Origin of the sequence: Microbacterium sp. NPDC091382, assembly GCF_044757025.1 — a bacterium.
GTDB lineage: Bacteria > Actinomycetota > Actinomycetes > Actinomycetales > Microbacteriaceae > Microbacterium.
On sequence record NZ_JBIVUD010000001.1, the window covers coordinates 1,293,565 to 1,311,618 of the forward strand.

General features: G+C 70.1%; 18 protein-coding genes. 8 read left to right on the top strand and 10 right to left on the bottom strand.

Going from position 1 to position 18,054, the window contains the following annotated elements:
* The first annotated feature begins 66 nt into the window (after positions 1-66).
* On the top strand, positions 67-564 hold the full coding sequence (locus ACIQLK_RS06245) for a DUF427 domain-containing protein (RefSeq protein WP_400363491.1): 498 nt from the start codon (positions 67-69) through the stop codon (positions 562-564).
* A 26-nt stretch (positions 565-590) separates the two neighbouring features.
* Here ACIQLK_RS06245 and ACIQLK_RS06250 read toward each other — a convergent pair whose 3' ends face one another.
* The 4 genes from ACIQLK_RS06250 to ACIQLK_RS06265 form a co-directional block, all read right to left on the bottom strand.
* Positions 591-1,415 (bottom strand): HAD-IIA family hydrolase, encoded by an 825-nt coding sequence (locus tag ACIQLK_RS06250; protein ID WP_400363493.1) that lies wholly within the window; start codon positions 1,413-1,415, stop codon positions 591-593.
* Between the two features lie 94 nt (positions 1,416-1,509).
* Positions 1,510-2,163, bottom strand: a complete 654-nt coding sequence (locus ACIQLK_RS06255) for a dihydrofolate reductase family protein (RefSeq protein ID WP_400363495.1) — start codon at positions 2,161-2,163, stop codon at positions 1,510-1,512.
* 92 nt (positions 2,164-2,255) lie between these two features.
* The gene (locus ACIQLK_RS06260) at positions 2,256-3,296 is read right to left on the bottom strand and encodes an LLM class flavin-dependent oxidoreductase (RefSeq protein ID WP_400363497.1); all 1,041 of its coding nucleotides are present in this window, start codon (positions 3,294-3,296) and stop codon (positions 2,256-2,258) included.
* A 76-nt stretch (positions 3,297-3,372) separates the two neighbouring features.
* Positions 3,373-4,233 (bottom strand): SDR family oxidoreductase, encoded by an 861-nt coding sequence (locus tag ACIQLK_RS06265; protein ID WP_400363499.1) that lies wholly within the window; start codon positions 4,231-4,233, stop codon positions 3,373-3,375.
* Positions 4,234-4,341: 108 nt separating this feature from the next.
* Here ACIQLK_RS06265 and ACIQLK_RS06270 point away from each other — a divergent pair, with 108 nt between their 5' ends.
* From ACIQLK_RS06270 to ACIQLK_RS06285, 4 genes are read left to right on the top strand one after another with little or no spacing between them, the layout of a single operon-like run.
* A complete protein-coding gene (locus ACIQLK_RS06270) occupies positions 4,342-4,704 on the top strand; it encodes a winged helix-turn-helix transcriptional regulator (protein ID WP_400363501.1) in 363 nt (120 codons plus the stop codon).
* Positions 4,705-4,750: 46 nt separating this feature from the next.
* Positions 4,751-5,689: an aldo/keto reductase gene (locus ACIQLK_RS06275; RefSeq protein ID WP_400363503.1), complete on the top strand. Its 939-nt coding sequence runs from the start codon at positions 4,751-4,753 to the stop codon at positions 5,687-5,689.
* 40 nt (positions 5,690-5,729) lie between these two features.
* On the top strand, positions 5,730-6,461 hold the full coding sequence (locus ACIQLK_RS06280) for a sulfurtransferase (RefSeq protein WP_400363504.1): 732 nt from the start codon (positions 5,730-5,732) through the stop codon (positions 6,459-6,461).
* A 32-nt stretch (positions 6,462-6,493) separates the two neighbouring features.
* The gene (locus ACIQLK_RS06285) at positions 6,494-7,573 is read left to right on the top strand and encodes a DNA glycosylase AlkZ-like family protein (protein ID WP_400363506.1); all 1,080 of its coding nucleotides are present in this window, start codon (positions 6,494-6,496) and stop codon (positions 7,571-7,573) included.
* Between the two features lie 6 nt (positions 7,574-7,579).
* Here the strand turns inward: ACIQLK_RS06285 and ACIQLK_RS06290 are convergent, their stop codons facing one another.
* The 5 genes from ACIQLK_RS06290 to ACIQLK_RS06310 form a co-directional block, all read right to left on the bottom strand.
* A complete protein-coding gene (locus ACIQLK_RS06290) occupies positions 7,580-10,573 on the bottom strand; it encodes an alpha-mannosidase (RefSeq protein WP_400363507.1) in 2,994 nt (997 codons plus the stop codon).
* 49 nt (positions 10,574-10,622) lie between these two features.
* The gene (locus ACIQLK_RS06295; RefSeq protein ID WP_400363508.1) at positions 10,623-11,498 is read right to left on the bottom strand and encodes a carbohydrate ABC transporter permease; all 876 of its coding nucleotides are present in this window, start codon (positions 11,496-11,498) and stop codon (positions 10,623-10,625) included.
* The gene (locus tag ACIQLK_RS06300; RefSeq protein ID WP_400363510.1) at positions 11,495-12,439 is read right to left on the bottom strand and encodes a carbohydrate ABC transporter permease; all 945 of its coding nucleotides are present in this window, start codon (positions 12,437-12,439) and stop codon (positions 11,495-11,497) included. Before ACIQLK_RS06300 ends, ACIQLK_RS06295 begins: the two co-directional genes overlap by 4 nt.
* A 4-nt stretch (positions 12,440-12,443) precedes the next feature.
* Positions 12,444-13,802: an extracellular solute-binding protein gene (locus ACIQLK_RS06305; protein WP_400363511.1), complete on the bottom strand. Its 1,359-nt coding sequence runs from the start codon at positions 13,800-13,802 to the stop codon at positions 12,444-12,446.
* Positions 13,803-13,914: 112 nt separating this feature from the next.
* Positions 13,915-15,147: an ROK family transcriptional regulator gene (locus tag ACIQLK_RS06310; RefSeq protein ID WP_400363513.1), complete on the bottom strand. Its 1,233-nt coding sequence runs from the start codon at positions 15,145-15,147 to the stop codon at positions 13,915-13,917.
* 83 nt (positions 15,148-15,230) lie between these two features.
* Between ACIQLK_RS06310 and ACIQLK_RS06315 the strand changes: the two genes are divergently transcribed.
* The gene (locus ACIQLK_RS06315) at positions 15,231-15,749 is read left to right on the top strand and encodes a GNAT family N-acetyltransferase (RefSeq protein ID WP_400363515.1); all 519 of its coding nucleotides are present in this window, start codon (positions 15,231-15,233) and stop codon (positions 15,747-15,749) included.
* A 25-nt stretch (positions 15,750-15,774) separates the two neighbouring features.
* Here ACIQLK_RS06315 and ACIQLK_RS06320 read toward each other — a convergent pair whose 3' ends face one another.
* Positions 15,775-16,572: a hypothetical protein gene (locus ACIQLK_RS06320; protein ID WP_400363517.1), complete on the bottom strand. Its 798-nt coding sequence runs from the start codon at positions 16,570-16,572 to the stop codon at positions 15,775-15,777.
* Between the two features lie 141 nt (positions 16,573-16,713).
* On the opposite strand from ACIQLK_RS06320, the gene ACIQLK_RS06325 reads away from it, so the two are divergent.
* Both ACIQLK_RS06325 and ACIQLK_RS06330 read left to right on the top strand, forming a co-directional pair.
* Complete coding sequence (locus ACIQLK_RS06325; RefSeq protein WP_400363519.1) at positions 16,714-17,160, top strand: SRPBCC family protein; 447 nt, start codon at positions 16,714-16,716, stop codon at positions 17,158-17,160.
* A 73-nt stretch (positions 17,161-17,233) separates the two neighbouring features.
* Positions 17,234-18,010, top strand: coding sequence for an isocitrate lyase/phosphoenolpyruvate mutase family protein (locus ACIQLK_RS06330; protein ID WP_400363521.1), 777 nt, complete (start codon positions 17,234-17,236; stop codon positions 18,008-18,010).
* The last annotated feature ends 44 nt before the right edge of the window (positions 18,011-18,054 follow it).

The window sequence follows — 18,054 nt, forward strand, 5'->3', positions numbered from 1 at the left end:
ATTATCGCGGGATGCCGGGGCCCCGGGAGCGGCCCCTGGGTGAGATTCCGCCCTTAATCTGGACGCATGCGGCATCCCACTCCCGAACCGGTCGGACCCGGACAGGAGAGCGTCTGGGACTATCCACGACCCCCTCGCGTCGAAGCGGTCCACGGCACCGTGACCATCACCCTCGGCGGCGAGCGGATCGTGGCGACGACCGGTGCTCTGCGGGTGCTCGAAACGAGTCACCCGCCGGTCTACTACCTGCCGATCGCGGACTTCGTGCCGGGAGCGCTGACGCGCGGACAGGGGGCGTCGTTCTGCGAGTTCAAGGGCGGCGCGCGCTACCTCGACGTCCACGGCGGCGGTCTGACGCGCGAGGCCGCGGCATGGAACTACCCGAATCCCGAGCCGGGCTACGAGGAGCTGGCAGATCGCGTGGCGGTGTACGCGCAACAGATGGACGAGTGCACTGTCGCGGGCGAGGTCGTCACGCCGCAGCCGGGCCGTTTCTACGGCGGGTGGATCACGTCGCAGGTGGTGGGGCCGTTCAAGGGTGTCCCGGGCTCGATGGGGTGGTGACCCCGAGCCGATGAGGTGCGGGCTCGTCAGAGCCCGAGCGATGGATTGACGTCCGGGGAGTCGCTCTCGAGGGGTTCCTCGCGGACGAGATCGGCGACGGAGCCCAGGATTTCGTCGGGTCGGAACGGATAGCGCTCGATCTCGGTCGCGTCGCTGATGCCGGTGAGCACCAGCACGGTGTGGAGCCCCGCCTCGATGCCTGCCACGACGTCGGTGTCCATGCGGTCGCCGATCATGCCGGTGTTCTCGGAGTGGGCGCCGATGCGGTTGAGCGCCGATCGGAACATCATCGGGTTGGGCTTGCCGACGACGTAGGGCTCCTTACCGGTCGCCTTCGTGATGAGCGCCGAGATGGCTCCCGTCGCCGGGAGGACGCCTTGGATGGACGGCCCGGTGGCGTCGGGGTTGGTGGCGATGAAACGCGACCCGGCGCCGATGAACCTGATCGCCTTGGTGATGGCCTCGAACGAGTAGTTCCGCGTCTCGCCCACGACGACGTAGTCGGGGCTCGTCTCGGTCATGATGAACCCGGCTTCGTGGAGCGCCGTCGTCAGACCCGCTTCGCCGATGACGAAGGCCGTGCCCCCCGGCTTCTGGGAGGCGAGGAAGTCCGCGGTGGCCAGGGCCGACGTCCAGATCGACTCCTCCGGGACGACGAGGCCCGAGGCTCGAAGCCGCGCGCTGAGGTCGCGCGGCGTGAAGATCGAGTTGTTCGTGAGGACGAGGAACGGGGTCCCGTCGTCTCGCCACTGCTCCAAGAGCTCGGCCGCGCCCGGAATCGGCGTGTTCTCGTGAACGAGGACGCCGTCCATGTCGGTGAGCCAGCACTCGATGTCCGCGCGGGTCCGCATGCCCCCAGACTACGCCCGCGTCGGTGTCCGGCCCTGTGTGTGTGTGTGGGTGAACCGGTCCGGTTCTTCGGCTGGGCGGGGGAGCGTCCTCCGCTCAGACCGTCTCGCGCCGGAAGGTGGTGTGCACGACGCCGCTCAGTGCGGCTTCGGAGGTCACGCTGTACCCCTGTTCCAGGCCGCGCAGGTCGTCCCAGAGGCGGATGCCGCGCCCGAGCACGATCGGCACGATCGCGACATGGAGGTCGTCGACCAGGCCCTCTCGCAAGAAACTGCGGACGGTTTCGGCGCCACCTCCGATGCGTACGTCCCCACCATGAGCTGCGGCGACAGCGAGGTCGAGGGCGTCGCGCGGTGTCGCGGTGACGAAGTGGAAGACCGTTCCGTTCGCGAACTCGATCGGGGGTCTCGTCGCGTTCGTCAGGACGAAGACCGGGATGCGGAACGGCGGTTCGTCCCCCCACCACCCGCGCCAGTCCGGGTCCTCTCCGTGCTCGTGCAGTCCGAACATGCCCGCACCCATGATCTCCGCACCCAGAGCGTCGAAGTAGCGCTCGGCGTACGCGTCGTCCACTCCTGTCGTCCCCTCACCCGAGGTGTCGTGGAGCACGCGCTCCCGGAACGTCCGCGTGGCGGTGTAGTCACGCGTCAGCCGGCCCCAATCGTCGCCGAACGGGTTCTCCGCGGTCTGGTCGGTCGTCGTCGCGAAACCGTCCAGGGAGATGTTGAGGTCGACGCGGACCCGGGTCATACTGTGCCTTCCGCCGTTCCCGGCGGGCGCCGGTGGGATCAGTGTCCCGCAGCACCGTCTTCCGCGTCGAGCCTCGATCCGGCGGGCCGGTGTCAGGCCGTCGCGACCGCGTTCGTCGGAGCCCAGCCCAGCGACGGTGCCACATGACGCGCGAACGACTCGACGAGGCGCAGGTTGAAGGCGACGCCGAGCTGGCTCGGGATCGTCAGCATGAGCGTGTCGGCCTCGCGCACGGCGGCGTCGTGCTGCAGTTGCTCGACGAGCTCGTCGGGCGTCCCGGCGTAGGTCTTGCCGAAGGTCGACCGCATGCCGTCGATGACGCCGATCTGGTCTCCGTCCGAGCGTCCGCCGAAGTACATGGCGTCCTCGGCCGTCGTGATCGGGAAGATGCTGCGGCTGACGGACACCCGGGGCGTGCCGGCGTGCCCGGCCTCGCGCCACGAGGCGCGGAACGCGTCGATCTGCTCGGCCTGCAGGATGTCGAAGGGGCGACCGTCCGCCGAGGTGAGGAGCGTCGAGGACATGAGGTTGACCCCTATGCGGCCTGCCCACTCGGCGGAGTCCCGGTTGCCCGCGCCCCACCAGACGCGTGAGCGCAGCCCGGGGGAGTGCGGCTCGATCCGCTGCAGCCCCTGACCGCTGCCGAACGGGCTGTGCGGGTCGCTCTCGGCGAAACCCTCGCCGTCGATCGCGCGCAGGAACACGTCGAAGTGCTCGCGGGCGATGTCGGCGCCGCGGGGATCCTGCGAACCGGTATAGCCGAACGTCTCGTACCCGCGGACGACGCTCTCGGGTGAGCCACGGCTGACGCCGAGGGCCAGCCGGCCGTCGCTGATGAGGTCCACCGCTGCAGCCTCTTCGGCGAGGTAGAGCGGGTTCTCGTAACGCATGTCGATGACGCCGGTCCCGACCTCGATGTGCGAGGTGCGCGCGGCGATCGCGGCGAGCAGCGGCATGGGCGAGGCCTGCTGCCGGGCGAAGTGGTGCACGCGGAAGTAGGCGCCGTTGACGCCGAGCTCGTCCATCCCCTGTGCGAGGTCGATCGCCTGCTTCAGGGAATCGCCGGCGGTGAGTTCGCGACCCCCGCCGAGGGGGCCGTAGTGGCCGAAGGACAGTGTTCCGAAGCTCTGCATACCGGAGTCAACGCAGCGACCGCGGCATCCATTCCGATGAATATGGATGCCGCGGTCGCGTCGTGCGGGGCGAGGGTCAGTTCGCGGGAGCCACCGCGCGCAGGGCCTCGACCCACGACGTGGCGGGCCGGCCGATCAGATCGCTCAGGTCCGTCTCGGTCACGTCGAGCGCACCGGCCGCGATACCGGCGTCGAGCGCCACGACGAAGCCGACCGTGCCCTCGTCGAGGCCGAAGGAGGCGAGGCGGGCCGCCAGCTCCTCCGGCGTCGCGGGGACGTAGGCGACGTCGCGACCGAGGACTTCGCCCATGGCGGCGGCGATGTCGGCATAGGTCGCGCGGGGGCCGGCGAGCTCGTAGGTCCGCCCGATGTGGCCGTCCTCCAGCAGCACGACCGCAGCCGCCTCGGCGTAGTCGGCGCGGGCGGCGGCGGACACGGCGGCGTCGCCGACGGCGGCCGAGATCACGCCGGTCTGGGCGGCGCCGGCGAGGTCGCCCGCGTAGTTCTCGATGTACCAGTTGTTGCGCAGCAGGACGGCCGGGATGCCGCTGGCCGCGATGGCCTCCTCGGTCGCCTTGTGGTCGGGCGCGAGGACGAGGTCCACGGTGTCGGCGTGCGACACGCTCGTGTAGACGAGCTTCGTCACACCGGCGCTGGTAGCGGCGTCGATGACGTTGACGTGTCCGGCCACTCGGCCGCCCGGCTCCGAACCCGAGATCAGCAGGACGCTGTCGACGCCCTCGAGGGCGGCGTCGATCGACGCCGGTGCGGTGTAGTCGAGCGGAACGACCCGCACGCCCCTGTCGGCGAGGTCGGCGGCCTTCGCGACCGTGCGTGCGCCGGCGACGATGCTGTCGGGAGAGGCGCCGCGTGCGAGGAGCGCGTCGACGACGAGGTGGCCGAGCTGGCCGCTGGCGGCGGTGACGAGGATGGTCATGGCGAGTCCTTTCGATGATCGAGCGAGATGCGCGACACCGGGGAGAACCCCCGCGCCGTAACGAAACATTCCAGATCGGGGGTACCCACTTTCAGGTAAGCTGCTGACATGTCGGTCAGTTTCGCGCAGATGCAGCAGGAGACGCCTGGGGTCTTCACCGAAGCGTGTCCGTCGCGCACGGTCCTCGACCACGTGATGAGCAAGTGGGGCGTCCTCGTGCTGCTGTCGCTCACCGACGGGACCCGACGCTGGGGTGAGCTGCGGCGCAGCGTCGACGGCATCAGCGAGAAGATGCTCGCCACGACCCTCCGCACCCTCGCTGCCGACGGCATCGTCGAGCGGACGTCCTACCCAGAAGTCCCACCGCGGGTCGAGTACTCCCTGACGCCGCTCGGCGTCGAGCTGATGGAGCGGGTCATGCCGCTGATGACCTGGATCCAGGCCAACGCCGAGGAGATCGTCTCGCGCTGAGTCCGCGTCGGCCCCCGGCATCCGTCGCCGTGTCAGGATCGAGATCATGACTGTTCTCGGTACCAGCAACCTGGATGTGTTCCCCCTCTCGCTCGGCGGCAACGTTTTCGGATGGACGGCCGATCGCGACACCTCGTTCGCCGTCCTCGACGCGTTCGTCGGGGCCGGCGGCGATTTCATCGACACAGCCGACGTCTACAGTGCCTGGGTCCCCGGCCACTCCGGCGGCGAGAGCGAGTCGATCATCGGCGAGTGGATCGCCTCGCGTAAGCCCGAGGGCGTGGTCGTCGCGACGAAGGTGTCGAAGCACCCCGAGTTCCCCGGTCTGTCCGCGGACAACGTCCGTGCCGGCGCCGAGGCGTCGCTGCAGCGACTCGGCGTCGAGACGATCGACGTCTACTACGCGCACGCCGAGGACGAGGACACCCCGCTGGAGGAGACCGTCGAGGCGTTCGGCGCCCTCGTCGCCGACGGGCTCATCCGCTACCCGGCGATCTCGAACTTCTCGGCCGAGAACACCCGGGAATGGATCCGCATCGCTCGCGAGAAGAACGTCGCCGAGCCGATTGCGATCCAGCCCGCCTACAACCTCGTCGACCGCGCCGTCGAGCGCGACGTGGTCCCCACCGCGCAGGAGCTCGGGCTGACGGTCGTGCCCTACTTCGCCCTCGCGAGCGGCTTCCTCACCGGCAAGTACCGCTCCACCGACACCGCCGGGCAGTCCTCGCCCCGGGCCGGCGCGGCCGCGAAGTACGCGACGCCCGACGGTCTCGCGGTCCTCGACGCGCTCGCCGACGTCGCCGCCGCGCACGGCGTCTCACCGGCATCCGCTGCCCTCGGCTGGCTTCGCGCGAAGGGCGCCGTCCCGATCGCCTCGGCGTCGCGCGTCGACCAGGTCGACAGCCTGATCGCGGGGGCGACGCTCGAGCTCACGGCCGACGAGGTCGCCGCGCTCGACGCCGCGTCCGCTCCGTTCGCGGGCTGACGCTCGCAGGACGGATGCCGCCTCCCTCTACGCTGGTGGGGTGGCATCCGTCCTGAACATCTCGGCCTACCTCTTCACACGCATCGCCGACCCCGCGTCACTGCGTCCCGTGCTGCAGGAGCGGGCCGACGGGCGCGGACTCCGCGGCACGATCCTCGTCGCGGAGGAGGGGATCAACCTCTTCCTGGCGGGGCCGGCCGGCGACGTCCGCGGCTTCGTCGACGAGCTCCGCGCAGAGGATCGCTTCGCGGCGCTGACGACCAAGGAGAGCTGGTCCGACGAGCAGCCGTTCCGCAAGATGCTCGTCAAGCACAAGCGCGAGATCATCCGGATGGACCGTCCCGCGATCCGCCCTGATACCGGCCGGGCTCCCGCCGTCGACCCGACGACGCTGCACCGGTGGCTCGAGACCGGTCTCGACGACGACGGGCGCGAGGTCGTCCTGCTCGACACCCGCAACGCGTTCGAAGTCGACCACGGCACGTTCTCGGGCGCCCTCGACTGGCGGATCGAGAAGTTCACCGAGTTCCCCCAGGCCGCGGCGGCGCACCGCGACGAGCTCGTCGGCAAGACCGTCGTCAGCTTCTGCACGGGCGGCATCCGGTGCGAGAAGGCGGCGCTCGTCCTGCGCGAGGACGGGATCGACGCGCGCCAGCTCGAGGGCGGCATCCTCGGCTACTTCGAACACGTCGGCGGCACCGGGTTCGACGGCGACTGCTTCGTCTTCGACGAGCGTCGGACGGTCGACGCATCGCTGCAGCCGACGGGCTGACCGGCGTCGGTCGTCCCCGCTAGCCTCGTGCCATGCACCGGCTCACCAGGGACGAGGCCCGCCGCATCGCGGTGCGCGCGCAGCTGCTCGACGCCGACCGGCCCGGCGACGTCGTCGAGGTGGCCGAGCAGATCGCCGCCATCAAGATCGACCCCACTGCCGTCATCGCCCCCAGCGAGCAGTCGATCTGCTGGTCGCGGATCGGGTGGGCGTACGAGCCCGGGCAGCTCTCGAAAGCCGTCGAGGTCGACCGGTTGCTGTTCGAATACGACGGGCACTTCCGCCCGGCATCCCTCCTTCCGGCCCTCCGCGCCCTCATGCCGAATCGTCGGCTGAGCGCCTCGACGGCGACGTACCTCGAGGCGAACGCCGTCTTCCGCGCGGAGATCCTGCGGCGCCTCGAGCAGGACGGCCCGCTGCCGGCCTCGGAGATCCCCGACACGAGCGCGGTCCAGGCGAAGAACGAGAGCGGCTGGTACGGCGCGAACCAGGTGCCGCGCATGCTCGAGCTGATGTCGTACCTCGGCGACGTCGCGATCAGCGGGCGCATCGGACGGCAGCGGGTGTGGGACCTGCCGGACCGCGTCTACAAGAAGACGGATGCCGCGATGAGCCCGGCCGACGCGGAGGAGTCGTTGGCGGCGCGGCGTCTGCAGGCGCTCGGGATCGCACGGCAGAAGTCCCCGTGGTCGGGCGTGGGCACCGCCGGTGACGAGGCGGCGGTCGAGGGGAGCTCGTGGCGCTGGCGCGTCGACCCCGAAGCCGTCGCGGCCCTGGACGACGACCCCGGTGGCCGCGCGGCGATCCTCAACCCGTACGACCGGATGCTGTTCGATCGGCCGCGGCTGACCGAGCTGTTCGACTTCACCTTCGTCCTCGAGCAGTTCAAGCCGAAGCATCAGCGGGTCTACGGCTACTTCGCGCACCCGATCCTCGTCGGCGACCGATTCGTCGCGCTGCTCGACGCGGCTCTCGACAAGAAGAAGGAGACCCTCGTCGTGGCCGCGGTCCACGAGCTGGCGCCGATCGACGACGACGAGCGCGAGATGATCCACGCCGAGATCCGGGACCTCGGCGAGTGGCTCGGGGTCCCGGTCCGCGGGCTGGAGTGACGCGGGTCAGCGCGTCAGGCGCAGGGTGACGAGCTGGAACGGCGACAGTTCGAGGCGGATCGTATCCGTCGACCTGCGGAGCGCCGTCGACTCGATCTCGCGCTCCAGCAGATCGGTCTGCGTGACCGCCCGAACGGCGAACCCCGCCGCCAGCTGGGCCGTGCGGGCTGATCCCAGCGCCTCGTACAGCCGGACGATGACGTCGCCGGAGCCGTCGTCCGCCAGCTTGACCGCCTCGACGATCACGCCCGGATCGTCCACCGTCAGCACCGGGGCCACCTCCCGCGCCCCCCGCAGCGAGACGGGCGGCAGGTTGAGTCGCAGCCCCTCGCCGATCGCGGCGGCGACCGTCGCGGAGGGCAGGAGCGAGACCCGGAACTCGTGCGCGCCCTGGTCGGCCTCGGGATCGGGGAACAGCGGAGCCCGGACGAGCGTCACGCGGGCGACGGTGCGCGCGCCGCCGTCCGGGCCGGGCGCGCGCTGCACGTCGTGGCCGTAGGACGAGTCGTTGGCGACGGCGACCCCGTAGTCACCTTCGACGACGCGGATCCACCGATGTGCGACGGTCTCGAACTTCGCGGCATCCCACGTCGTGTTCGCGTGGACCGGGCGGGAGACATGACCGAACTGGATCTCGGACTCGGTTCGCTCGGCCCGCACCCGCAGGGGGAAGGCGATCTTCAGCATCTTCTGGCGCTCGTGCCAGTCGAGGCGGAGGGTGACCTCGAGAGCCCCTGAGAACGGGTCGACGCGGTAGCGCTGCTCGAGCTGCGACGCGCCGAAGCGGCGGTGCACCACGAGATCGGCGCCGCCCGGGGCGATCTCGATGACGTCGGTGAGCGTCGTCCCGAGGGCGCCGTCCTCCGCGTCGATGTTCCAGGCGTCCCACTCGCGGGGCGTGTCGCGGAACAGCTGCAGAGCGCCGGCGGGGAACGCCGCGTCGACGAGTTCCCGACCCGTGGCGAGGTCGACGGCGCCCACGATCAGGCCGCGGGAGTCGATCGCCCAGTGGAACCGCTCGTGACGGAACGTCCATCCGTCGCCGTCTCTTTCCGGCGTGACCGGGAGGACGGATGCTGCGTCCGCCATGCCGAGCGCCGGTACGCCGGCCAGCCCGATCGGCGCGGCGTTCACCGTCAGGGCTCGCTCGCCCTCACCGGCGAGCGAGCGCATCGCGGTGTCGATGATCTCCTGCAGCTCGGCGGCCACGCGCGCGTACGTCGCCTCGGCCTCCTGGTGGACCCAGGCGATCGAGGTGCCGGGGAGGATGTCGTGGAACTGGTGCAAGAGGACCGTCTGCCACAGTGATCGCAGTCGTTCGGCCGGATATGCGGCTCCCGTGCGGACGGTGTCGAGGGTTGCCCAGAGCTCGGCGGCGCGCAGGAGGTGCTCGCTGCGGCGGTTGCCGCGCTTCGTGCGGGCCTGCGCGCTGTAGGTCCCCCGGTGGTACTCGAGGTAGAGCTCGCCCGACCAGACCGGCGGATCGACGTATTCCGCCTCGGCGTCGCTGAAGAACTGAGACGGCGACCCGAGACGCACGCGCGGTGAGCCCTCCAGGTCGGCGGTGCGCCGCGCCGCTGCGATCATCTCCCGCGTCGGTCCGCCGCCCCCGTCGCCCCAGCCGAACGGGACGAGGGAGTGCGAGGCATCCGCCTTCTCGGCGAACTGACGCTCGGTCAGCGCGAGCTCGGCCCCCGACAGCTCGGAGTTGTACGTGTCGACGGGCGGGAAGTGCGTGAAGACACGGGTGCCGTCGATGCCCTCCCACAGGAAGGTGTGGTGCGGCATACGGTTGGTCTCGTTCCACGAGATCTTCTGCGTGAGGAACCAGCGCGAGCCTGCGGCGGTGATGATCTGTGGGAGCGCGGCGGAGTAGCCGAACGAGTCCGGGAGCCACACCTCCAGCGGCTCCACGCCGAACTCCTCGAGGAAGAACCGCTTGCCCTCCACGAACTGGCGCGCGAGGGCTTCGGAGCCCGGCATGTTCGTGTCGGATTCGACCCACATTCCGCCGACCGGGGCGAAGCGTCCGGCCGCGACGGCATCCTTCATCCGTGCGAACAGCTCGGGGTAGTGCTCCTTTATCCAGGCGTACTGCTGGGCCGACGACGCGGCGAAGACGAAGTCGTCCTCGGTGCGCATCAGGTCGAGGACGTTCGAGAACGTGCGTGCGACCTTGCGGACCGTCTCGCGAATGGGCCAGAGCCACGCGGAGTCGATGTGGGCGTGTCCGACGGCCGTCACCTGATGCGACGAGACGGATGCCGGGGCTCCCAGCACTTCGCGCAGCTCGGCCCGTCCCGCCGCGGCGGTGCCGGCGACGTCGTCGGGGTCCACCGCGTCGACGGCGCGGCCGAGGGCGGCGAGCACGCGCGCATGACGCGTGCGATCCGGTTCGAGGTGATCGACGAGCCCGCGCAGCGTCCAGATGTCCTGTTGCAGTTCCCAGACGGTCTCGTCGAGGAGCCCCAGTTCGAGCCGCCGGAGCCGGTAGATCGGCTCGTCGCCGGCGGTCGCCCGGTCGCCGAGGGGAGTCGCGGCGAAGGTGAACGTGCCGGCGACGCTCGGGTTTCCGGCCGCCTCGATCCAGATGTCGATCTCGTCGCCGTCGATCGGGACGGCCGCGTTCCGGGGTTCGATCGCCTTGACGATCGACCCGTCGGGGCGGAAGACGAGGGCCTCGGCCTGGAACCCGGGTCCGGAGCCGTCGAACCCGAGGTCGACCACGATCTCGGGACGGGTCGCGGAGCCGTCCCGCCAGGATGTCGGAACGCTGCCGGTGACGTGGAACCAGACCGTGCCCCACGGCCGTCCCCACGCCGTCCCCACAGGCGCGGGCGTATAGCTCTGCGCGATCGCCTCGGCGAAGGGGACCGGCTCGCCGGGTACCTCCCACCCGGTGATCTGCAGGGGCGCGGTCTCGCGGTACAGGGCGGGACGCAGACGGTCGCCGGCGAGTCGGTCGATCCGCTGGAGTGCGAGTCGGTCGTTGCGATGCATGGGAACGTCTTTCGGGAGAGGTTCGGCGGGGGAGGGGAGGCTGCGCGGGTCAGCCTTTGACGGCACCGGACAGGGCGAAGGAGCCCCCGAGACCGCGGGTGACGATGAGGTAGAGACCGAGGACCGGGATCGAATAGAGCAGCGAGTATGCGGCCAGGCGTCCGTAGGCGACGGTGCCGTACTGACCGAAGAACGAGTAGATCGAGACCGCGGCGGGTTGCCAGTCGGGGGTCAGCAGGAGTACGAACGGCACGAAGAAGTTGCCCCACGCCTGTAGGAAGACGAAGACGAAGACGACGCTGAGCGCCGGGCGCATGAGCGGGACGACGACGGCGAGCAGCGCGCGCATCGCGCTCGCCCCGTCCACCCAGGCGGCCTCTTCGAGGCTGACGGGGACAGAGTCCATGAAGTTCTTGGTCATCCACAGCGCCATCGGCAGCGCGCTCGCCGCAAGGAACAGGGCGACCGCCCACGGCTGGTTGATGAGTCGCATCTGCACGAACAGGCTGTAGACCGGCACCATGATCGCCGTGATGGGCAGGCAACTCGCGAACAGGACGGAGTAGAGGAAGGGGGCGTTGAAGCGGGACCGGCACCGCGAGAGCGGGTAGGCGGCGAGAACGGATGCCACGACCGTCACCGCGGCCGCACCGGTCGACAGCAGGAGGCTGTTCAGGAGCGGGCGCAGGGTCAGCTCGGGCGTGAGGACGTCGGCGAAGTTGTCGAGCGTCGGCTCGGTCGGCCACGCGACCTGATAGGTCGCGGCGGAGTCGATGGCGGCGAGAACGACCCAGGCGAGCGGCGCGGCGAAGATCAGCCCGATCACGATGAGGACGACGTTCGCCCAGAAGCGCGTCGCGCGCCGCTGCGGCGAGGCGACGCTGAGGCCGCGGCGGGACCGACTCCGCGTCGACGCGACGGTCATGAGACGCCCCCGCGGCGGCGGAGCGACACGACGTACGCGAGCGAGAACACCGCGCCGAGAGCCAGCATGACGATGGCGATCGCGTTCCCGTAGCCGATGTCGCCGAACGAGAACGCCTGCGAATAGGCGAACACCGGGAGCGTGGTGGACAGCTCGCCCGGCCCGCCTTTGGTCATCACCCAGATGAGAGTGAAGACCGACAGGGTCTGCAACGTGGTCAGCAGCAGGTTGGTGAAGATGGTTCCCGAGATCATGGGCAGGGTGATGAATCGCAGGCGATGCCACGCGCCCGCGCCGTCGATCATCGCCGATTCGGTGATCTCCGGCGGCACGTCGTCGAGGGCGGCGCGATAGATCAGCATCGAGAACGCCGTGCCCCGCCAGGTGTTCGCGAGGACGATCGCGACCATCGGCAGGCTGTACAGCCAGTTCGGGCCGTCCACGCCGAGCAGCGCCAAGGCGCCGTTGAGCGTTCCGTCGGCCGACAGGAAGGCGTAGCCGACGAACGCCGCCACGATCTCGGGGAGCACCCATGCGGTGACGACGACGACCCCGACGGTGCCCGCCACTGCGCGGCTCCCGGCCCGGAAGAGCACCGCGAGCACGAGGCCGAGCACGTTCTGTCCGATGATCGCCGACCCCACCACGAAGAGCACCGTCAGCAGCACGGAGAGCGGCAGGACGGGATCGGCGAAAAGTCTCTCGAAGTTCTCCAGCCCGACGAACTCGGGCTTCGCCGCACTCACGCCGGTGAGGGCTCGATCGGTCAGCGAGCCGCCGACCGCCCACGCGATGGGGCCGGCGAGGAACACGAGCAGCAGCCCGATCGCGGGCAGCATCGGCAGCGCCCGCACGGGAGTGACGCGCGTGCCCACCCGCGTGCGGGCGCGTCGTGGCTCCGATGCGGCCCGTTCCGAACTCCGCGCGAGGGTCGTGGTCATGCGGTCACCCGGTGACGACCCCGTCGTCACCGACGATCTCGCGGACGGCGTCGTCGTACGCGGCCGCCGCTTCAGCGGGCGACTTCTGCCCGGTGATCACGGCCTCGGTCGCCTCCTGCGCGGCGACCGACACCTGGGGGTAGTCGCTCTTGGCGGGGCGGAAGTGTGTGACCGAGACGGCATCCGTCACCGCCTCGACGAAGGGATTGGCCTCGAGGTAGGTCTGCTCCTGAGCGACGTCCGTGCGGACCGCGATCTGCGCGTTGTTGATGGCGTACCAGAGCGCGTTCTTCTTGTTGACGACGGTGGTCATGAACTCGAAAGCGAGATCGGGGACATCGGTCTGCGCGGAGGCGGCGAGGGTCCATCCGCCGGACATGCTGACGCCGCCGGGCTCCTGGCCGTCCTGCGTCGGGAAGAGCGCCACGCCCATCGTGTCGGCGTACTCGGGCCAGGCGAAGTCGCCGCCCTCCGCCCAGAACGACGGGGTGTACGAGCCTTCGACCGTGGCGCCGAGGGTGCCCTTCGGGAACCATTCACCGAAGACCGCCTGCCACACGTTGGGGTCGAGCGCCTTGTCGGGGCTGACGGCGTACCCCTCGTCGTAGAGCTTTTCGAGGAAGCTCAGCGAGTCGACGAAGCCCTGCGATCCGACGACCCACTTGCCGGCGTCGTCGTCGTACAGCCCGGTGCCGTCGCCCGTCCCGTACAGCAGTTCGTAGAAGCTCTGCATCACGGTGCCCTCGCCGGTACCGGTGCCCGCGTACATGTTGAAGGGCACGACGTCCGGTTGGCTGCTCTTGATCTGAGCCGCCGCCGCGAGGATGTCGTCCCAGCTCTCGGGCTGCCAGGGCGTGCTGATCCCGGCCTTCTCGAAGACGTCCTTGTTGTACCAGATGACGCGCGTGTCGGTGCCCAGTGGCAGCGCATAGGTACTGCCGTCCTCGCCCTGGCCGGCGGTGCGACCCGCGTCGTCGAACATCTTCCAGTCGTCCCACGAGCCCAGCTTGTCGTCGAGCTTGAGGAGGTACCCCGCCTCGATGTCGCTGCGGACGTTGAAGGTGTCCTCGTAGAAGACGTCCGGCGCCGTGTCGGGCGAGGCCAGCGAGAGCTGGAGACGGGTCTTGTAGTCGTCGTCCGTCGCGGTGATCGGCTGCAGTTCGACGGTGATCCCCTCATGGGATGCCTCGAACTCCTTCTTCGCCGTCTGCATGAGATCGTCGAGGACGGTGAACGAGTTGGTCTTGGAGTAGACGACCGTGACCGTGTCGCCCGTGTCGCCTTCGTCGGCGGAGCAACCGCCCAGGACGAGGACGGCGGCTGCTGCGGCTGCGATGGACGTGACGGCGATGCGAACTCTCACGGGGCCCCCTTGCTCCGAACCAGGACGTCCGCACTCCGTGTCCGGACACAGTAAGTCAAACCAGTGGAGATAGCGGAGTCAAGGTGCTCCGACGACCGTGACGCGAATGACATCAGGCGGTCGGCACCAGCAGCGAGGTCGGCCGGGGAGTCAGCGCCTCGTCGAGGATCAGACACGCCGCCCCGATGGCCCCCACGTCAGATCCGAGCGCCGTCCCCGAGACGGTCACGGGGTGCACGCCGCGCGCCGCGCGCAGCTCCTCGAGTCGGGGCGGCACCGTCTCGGCGAGGGCGTGCTCGAGCCGGTTCCACAGCGGTCCGCCCATGACGATCCGATCGACGTCCAGCAGGTTCGAGACGACCGCGAGCGCTCGTGCCATGTGCTCACCGCACTGCGCGACGAGCGCCTGCGCGTCGTCATCGCCCTCGTCGGCGCGACGCACGAGGCGGGCAAGGGCGGCATCCAATTCGGTCGGATCGTCGCCCGTGCGCTCGGCGTCGATGACTCCCCGCCGCTCGGCCTCCTCGATGAGGGGCAGAGGCGCGCAGCTCACCGCGATGCAGCCGCGCATCCCGCATGCGCAGGGCAGACCGTCGGGATCGACGACGATGTGTCCGATCTCGCCGGCGTTGCCGGACCCGCCGCGGACGACCTCGTCGCCGATGACGAGTCCTACGCCGAGGCCGGTGCCGATGTACAGGAAGGCGAAGTTCTGCGCTCCGCCCGGGGCGGCGATCCACTTCTCCGCCACCGCTGCGGCGGTCACGTCCTTCTCGAGGAGGACGGGGAGGCCGGTGGCGCCGGCGACTGCGTCGCGCAGGGGTACGCGGTCCCACCCGGTGAGGTTCGGCGGATCCAGGACGATGCCGCGCTCGACATCGATGGGCCCCGGGGCTGCGATTCCGAGGCCGACGATCCGGCTGCGGTCTATCCCGGAGTCGGCGAGGGTCGTCTCGATGTCCCGGGTGAGGACCTCGACGGTGTCGGCGGGTTCCTGCGCCAGGGGGGTCGCGCGCGCGTGCCGTGCGATCACCTCGCCGTCGATCGACAGCAGGACCACGGTGATGAGGCCCGGATCGAGGTGGACCCCCACGGCGTATCGGCTGCTGCCGACGAGGCGCAGCGTGGTCCGGGGCTTCCCGCGTCCCGAACTCGTCCGCCCGGCCTCTTCCACGATCCCGGCGTCCAGCAGTCGCTGCACGATGTTCGAGACCGTCTGCGCCGACAGCCCGGTGGCGCCTGCCAGCTCGACGCGGCTGAAGCCGTGCGATCGGCGGATCTGGTCCAGCACGACGGCCTCGTTGTATCCACCGACGCTGGGTTGATTGGCGCCGCGTCTGGCCATGAGTGAACCTGCTTTGCTCCGAGGGCGGTTGATCGAGACTAGCGCGCCGCCGCGATCGGCCGCGATCCGGCTACATTCGATCCATGTCCGCCGCGTCCACGCCCCTTCCCCCCGCTCTCGCCGACGGCGCCGTGCTCCGCTCTGCGGCACCCGGCGACGAGGACGGCATCCTCGCTGCCATCCATGCCCTCGCCGTCTACGAACGTGAGCCGGATGCCGTCCGCACGACGATCGCCGATCTCACTGCCGCGCTGTTCGGCGACGACCCGAAGGTGTTCGCGCACGTCATCGAGCGCGACGGCGGGATCCGAGCGATCGCGGTCTGGTTCCTCACGTTCTCGACGTGGACCGGACGCCACGGCATCTGGCTGGAGGACCTCTTCGTCGACGAGTCCGATCGCGGCCGTGGCTACGGCACCGCACTGCTGGCCTCGCTCGCCGGCGTCGCTCTCGAGCGCGGGTACCCGCGGCTCGAGTGGACGGTGCTGGATTGGAACGCCCCGGCAGTCGGCTTCTACCGCTCGATCGGTGCCGAAGGCTTGGAGGAGTGGACGACGCAGCGGATGAGCGGGGACGCGCTCGCCTCTCTCGCGGCGCGCTGAGTCCCGCTCGACCCGGCGAGCTGTCCTACGACAGCGGAGTGACCGTCACGGGCTCGCCGAACCCCGTGAGACGCTGCGTCAGGGTCGCCGTACGGCCGAGGAGATCCGATGTGGATTCGGTGGCGACGGGGAGCCCGTCGGCCGTCATCCACAGCGTGTAGGAATCGATGGGGATGTCGTACCAGGAGTACGCGGCCGGACTCTGGATGCGGTAGGCCTCGACCGAGCCGCCGTCCGCGGACTCGACCTCCTCCGGGGCATCCGACACCGTCCAGCTCTCGCCGGCGCCGACCAGGTCGCCGATGAAGCCGGGGTCGGCGAAGACCCGGTACGCCTCGGCGGTGGAGCCGGCGGCCCGCGATGCGGGCTCGGACGCCCCGACGTCGGCGACGACAGGACCATCGCCCTCGTCGAGCATCATGACTCCGCCGACGAAGCTGATCGAGACGGGGCCGCCCCCGGTCTCGAGGTCTCCGCGGAACTCGAACGCGGGGTCGTAGCGGTAGACGACCGTCCCGGCCAGCTCGTCGCCCTCGACGGTCAGAGTGCCGGTGTCGTCGCGCATCAGGGTGGCCTGGATGCAGGGGCCCAGATCGCTTCCGGCGAGTGTTCCCGCGGTGAGGTCGAGGGTCTCGCACTCAGGTGGGGTGTCGGCGGACGCGTCCGTGGCCGACGGAGAAGGCGGCTGCGTCGTCGTCGTCGGGGTGGGTGTGCCGGGGGCGGAGGACACGTCGGGAGCGGGTGCACTCGTCCCCGTGCATCCGGCCAGGGCGAGGCTGAGCGCGACCGCCGCGACGGAGGAGGGCAGGGCAGAGGTGCGCACGATGGGCTCCTTGCATCGGGATGGCGAGGACGCGCACGAGCCTACCCGGCACCTATCGGTCCCATGCGGGAGGCGCAAGCCCCTGATGATGACGGCGGGTCCGCTCGAAGATGGGTGGCACATTCCGACGAGAGGAGAACCGTGGCCAGCATCATCGAGACCGTCGACGTCAGCGTGCCCGTGTCGACCGCCTACAACCAGTGGACCCAGTTCGAGTCCTTCCCCCATTTCCTCAGCTACGTGCAGTCGATCACGCAGATCGACGACACGACGAATCGCTGGAACGTGAAGATCGGCGGCGTGGAGCGGGAGTTCACCGCGCACATCACCGAGCAGCATCCCGACGAGCGCGTGGCCTGGAAGAGCGTCGACGAGGATCACGCCGGCGTGGTGACCTTCCACCGCCTCAGCGACACGGAGACGCGGGTCACCGTCCAGCTCGACTGGAAGCCCGAGGGCTTCGTCGAGACCGTCGGCGCCGCGATCGGCATCGATGACCACGCGGTGAAGAAGGACCTGCAGAAGTTCAAGGAGTTCATCGAATCCCGCGGCGCTGAAACCGGTGCCTGGAGAGGCGACGTGGGCTGAGCGGTCGGCGTGTCCGACTGCTCGCGGCGGCCCGGTGGTGCATTCCACCGGGCCGCCGTGGCACGGTGGGAGCATGACCACCCTCTCCCTCGAAGGCCGCGCTCGCCGCCTTCGCGACCTCCACGCCGCCCCCGAGATCCTGCGCGTCGTCAACGTGTGGGACGTCGTATCCGCCAAGGCGGTGCTCGCGCTCCCCGAGACGCGAGCAATTGCCACGGCGGGGCACTCCATCGCAGCATCCTTCGGATACGACGACGGCACCATACCTCTCGAGACGACCCTCGACATGGTGGGGCGCATCGTCGCCGCCGCCGGCGACGTCCCCGTATCGGCGGACCTCGACGACGGCTACGCGGACACGGCCGACACCGTCCGCCGCGCGATCGGCGCCGGCATCGCCGGCGCGAACATGGAGGACCGGCTCCGGCCCTTCGACGAGGCGGTTGCCAGGGTCGCCGCAGCCGTTCGCGCCGCCGAGTCGGAGGGCGTCCCGTTCGCCCTCAACGCCCGGACCGACGCGATCGTCCGCGGCGGGGATCGTCCGTTCGAGGAATCGATCGCCGACGCCATCGCCCGCGGCCGCGCCTTCCTCGACGCCGGCGCCGACGTCGTCTTCGTCCCGGGTCAGCTCGATGCCGAGACGACGGCTCGGCTGGTGGAGGGCATCGGCCGAGTGAGCGTCATCGGCGTGCCGGGCGCCCTCCGCGCGGCGGAGTACGAGCAGCTCGGCGTCGCGCGCATCTCGTACGGCCCCCTCACGCAGCGCGTCGCCCTGACCGCGTACCAGGACCTCGCCGCCGACCTGTACGGCGACGGCGTGATCCCCGAGAGCACCCGCGCACTCAACTGAGCCCGGCGGGACGGATGCCGCGGGTGCAGTCGACGCGCGAGGCG

What these genes read in the sequence shown, in the direction of transcription:
- ACIQLK_RS06245 (WP_400363491.1), top strand. Translation starts at nt 67, where the DNA reads ATGCGGCATCCCACTCCCGAACCGGTCGGACCCGGACAGGAGAGCGTC.
- ACIQLK_RS06255 (WP_400363495.1), bottom strand. Translation starts at nt 2,163, where the DNA reads ATGACCCGGGTCCGCGTCGACCTCAACATCTCCCTGGACGGTTTCGCG.
- ACIQLK_RS06295 (WP_400363508.1), bottom strand. Translation starts at nt 11,498, where the DNA reads ATGACCGTCGCGTCGACGCGGAGTCGGTCCCGCCGCGGCCTCAGCGTC.
- ACIQLK_RS06315 (WP_400363515.1), top strand. Translation starts at nt 15,231, where the DNA reads ATGTCCGCCGCGTCCACGCCCCTTCCCCCCGCTCTCGCCGACGGCGCC.
- ACIQLK_RS06300 (WP_400363510.1), bottom strand. Translation starts at nt 12,439, where the DNA reads ATGACCACGACCCTCGCGCGGAGTTCGGAACGGGCCGCATCGGAGCCA.
- ACIQLK_RS06275 (WP_400363503.1), top strand. Translation starts at nt 4,751, where the DNA reads ATGACTGTTCTCGGTACCAGCAACCTGGATGTGTTCCCCCTCTCGCTC.
- ACIQLK_RS06270 (WP_400363501.1), top strand. Translation starts at nt 4,342, where the DNA reads ATGTCGGTCAGTTTCGCGCAGATGCAGCAGGAGACGCCTGGGGTCTTC.
- ACIQLK_RS06285 (WP_400363506.1), top strand. Translation starts at nt 6,494, where the DNA reads ATGCACCGGCTCACCAGGGACGAGGCCCGCCGCATCGCGGTGCGCGCG.
- ACIQLK_RS06260 (WP_400363497.1), bottom strand. Translation starts at nt 3,296, where the DNA reads ATGCAGAGCTTCGGAACACTGTCCTTCGGCCACTACGGCCCCCTCGGC.
- ACIQLK_RS06310 (WP_400363513.1), bottom strand. Translation starts at nt 15,147, where the DNA reads ATGGCCAGACGCGGCGCCAATCAACCCAGCGTCGGTGGATACAACGAG.
- ACIQLK_RS06290 (WP_400363507.1), bottom strand. Translation starts at nt 10,573, where the DNA reads ATGCATCGCAACGACCGACTCGCACTCCAGCGGATCGACCGACTCGCC.
- ACIQLK_RS06330 (WP_400363521.1), top strand. Translation starts at nt 17,234, where the DNA reads ATGACCACCCTCTCCCTCGAAGGCCGCGCTCGCCGCCTTCGCGACCTC.
- ACIQLK_RS06265 (WP_400363499.1), bottom strand. Translation starts at nt 4,233, where the DNA reads ATGACCATCCTCGTCACCGCCGCCAGCGGCCAGCTCGGCCACCTCGTC.
- ACIQLK_RS06250 (WP_400363493.1), bottom strand. Translation starts at nt 1,415, where the DNA reads ATGCGGACCCGCGCGGACATCGAGTGCTGGCTCACCGACATGGACGGC.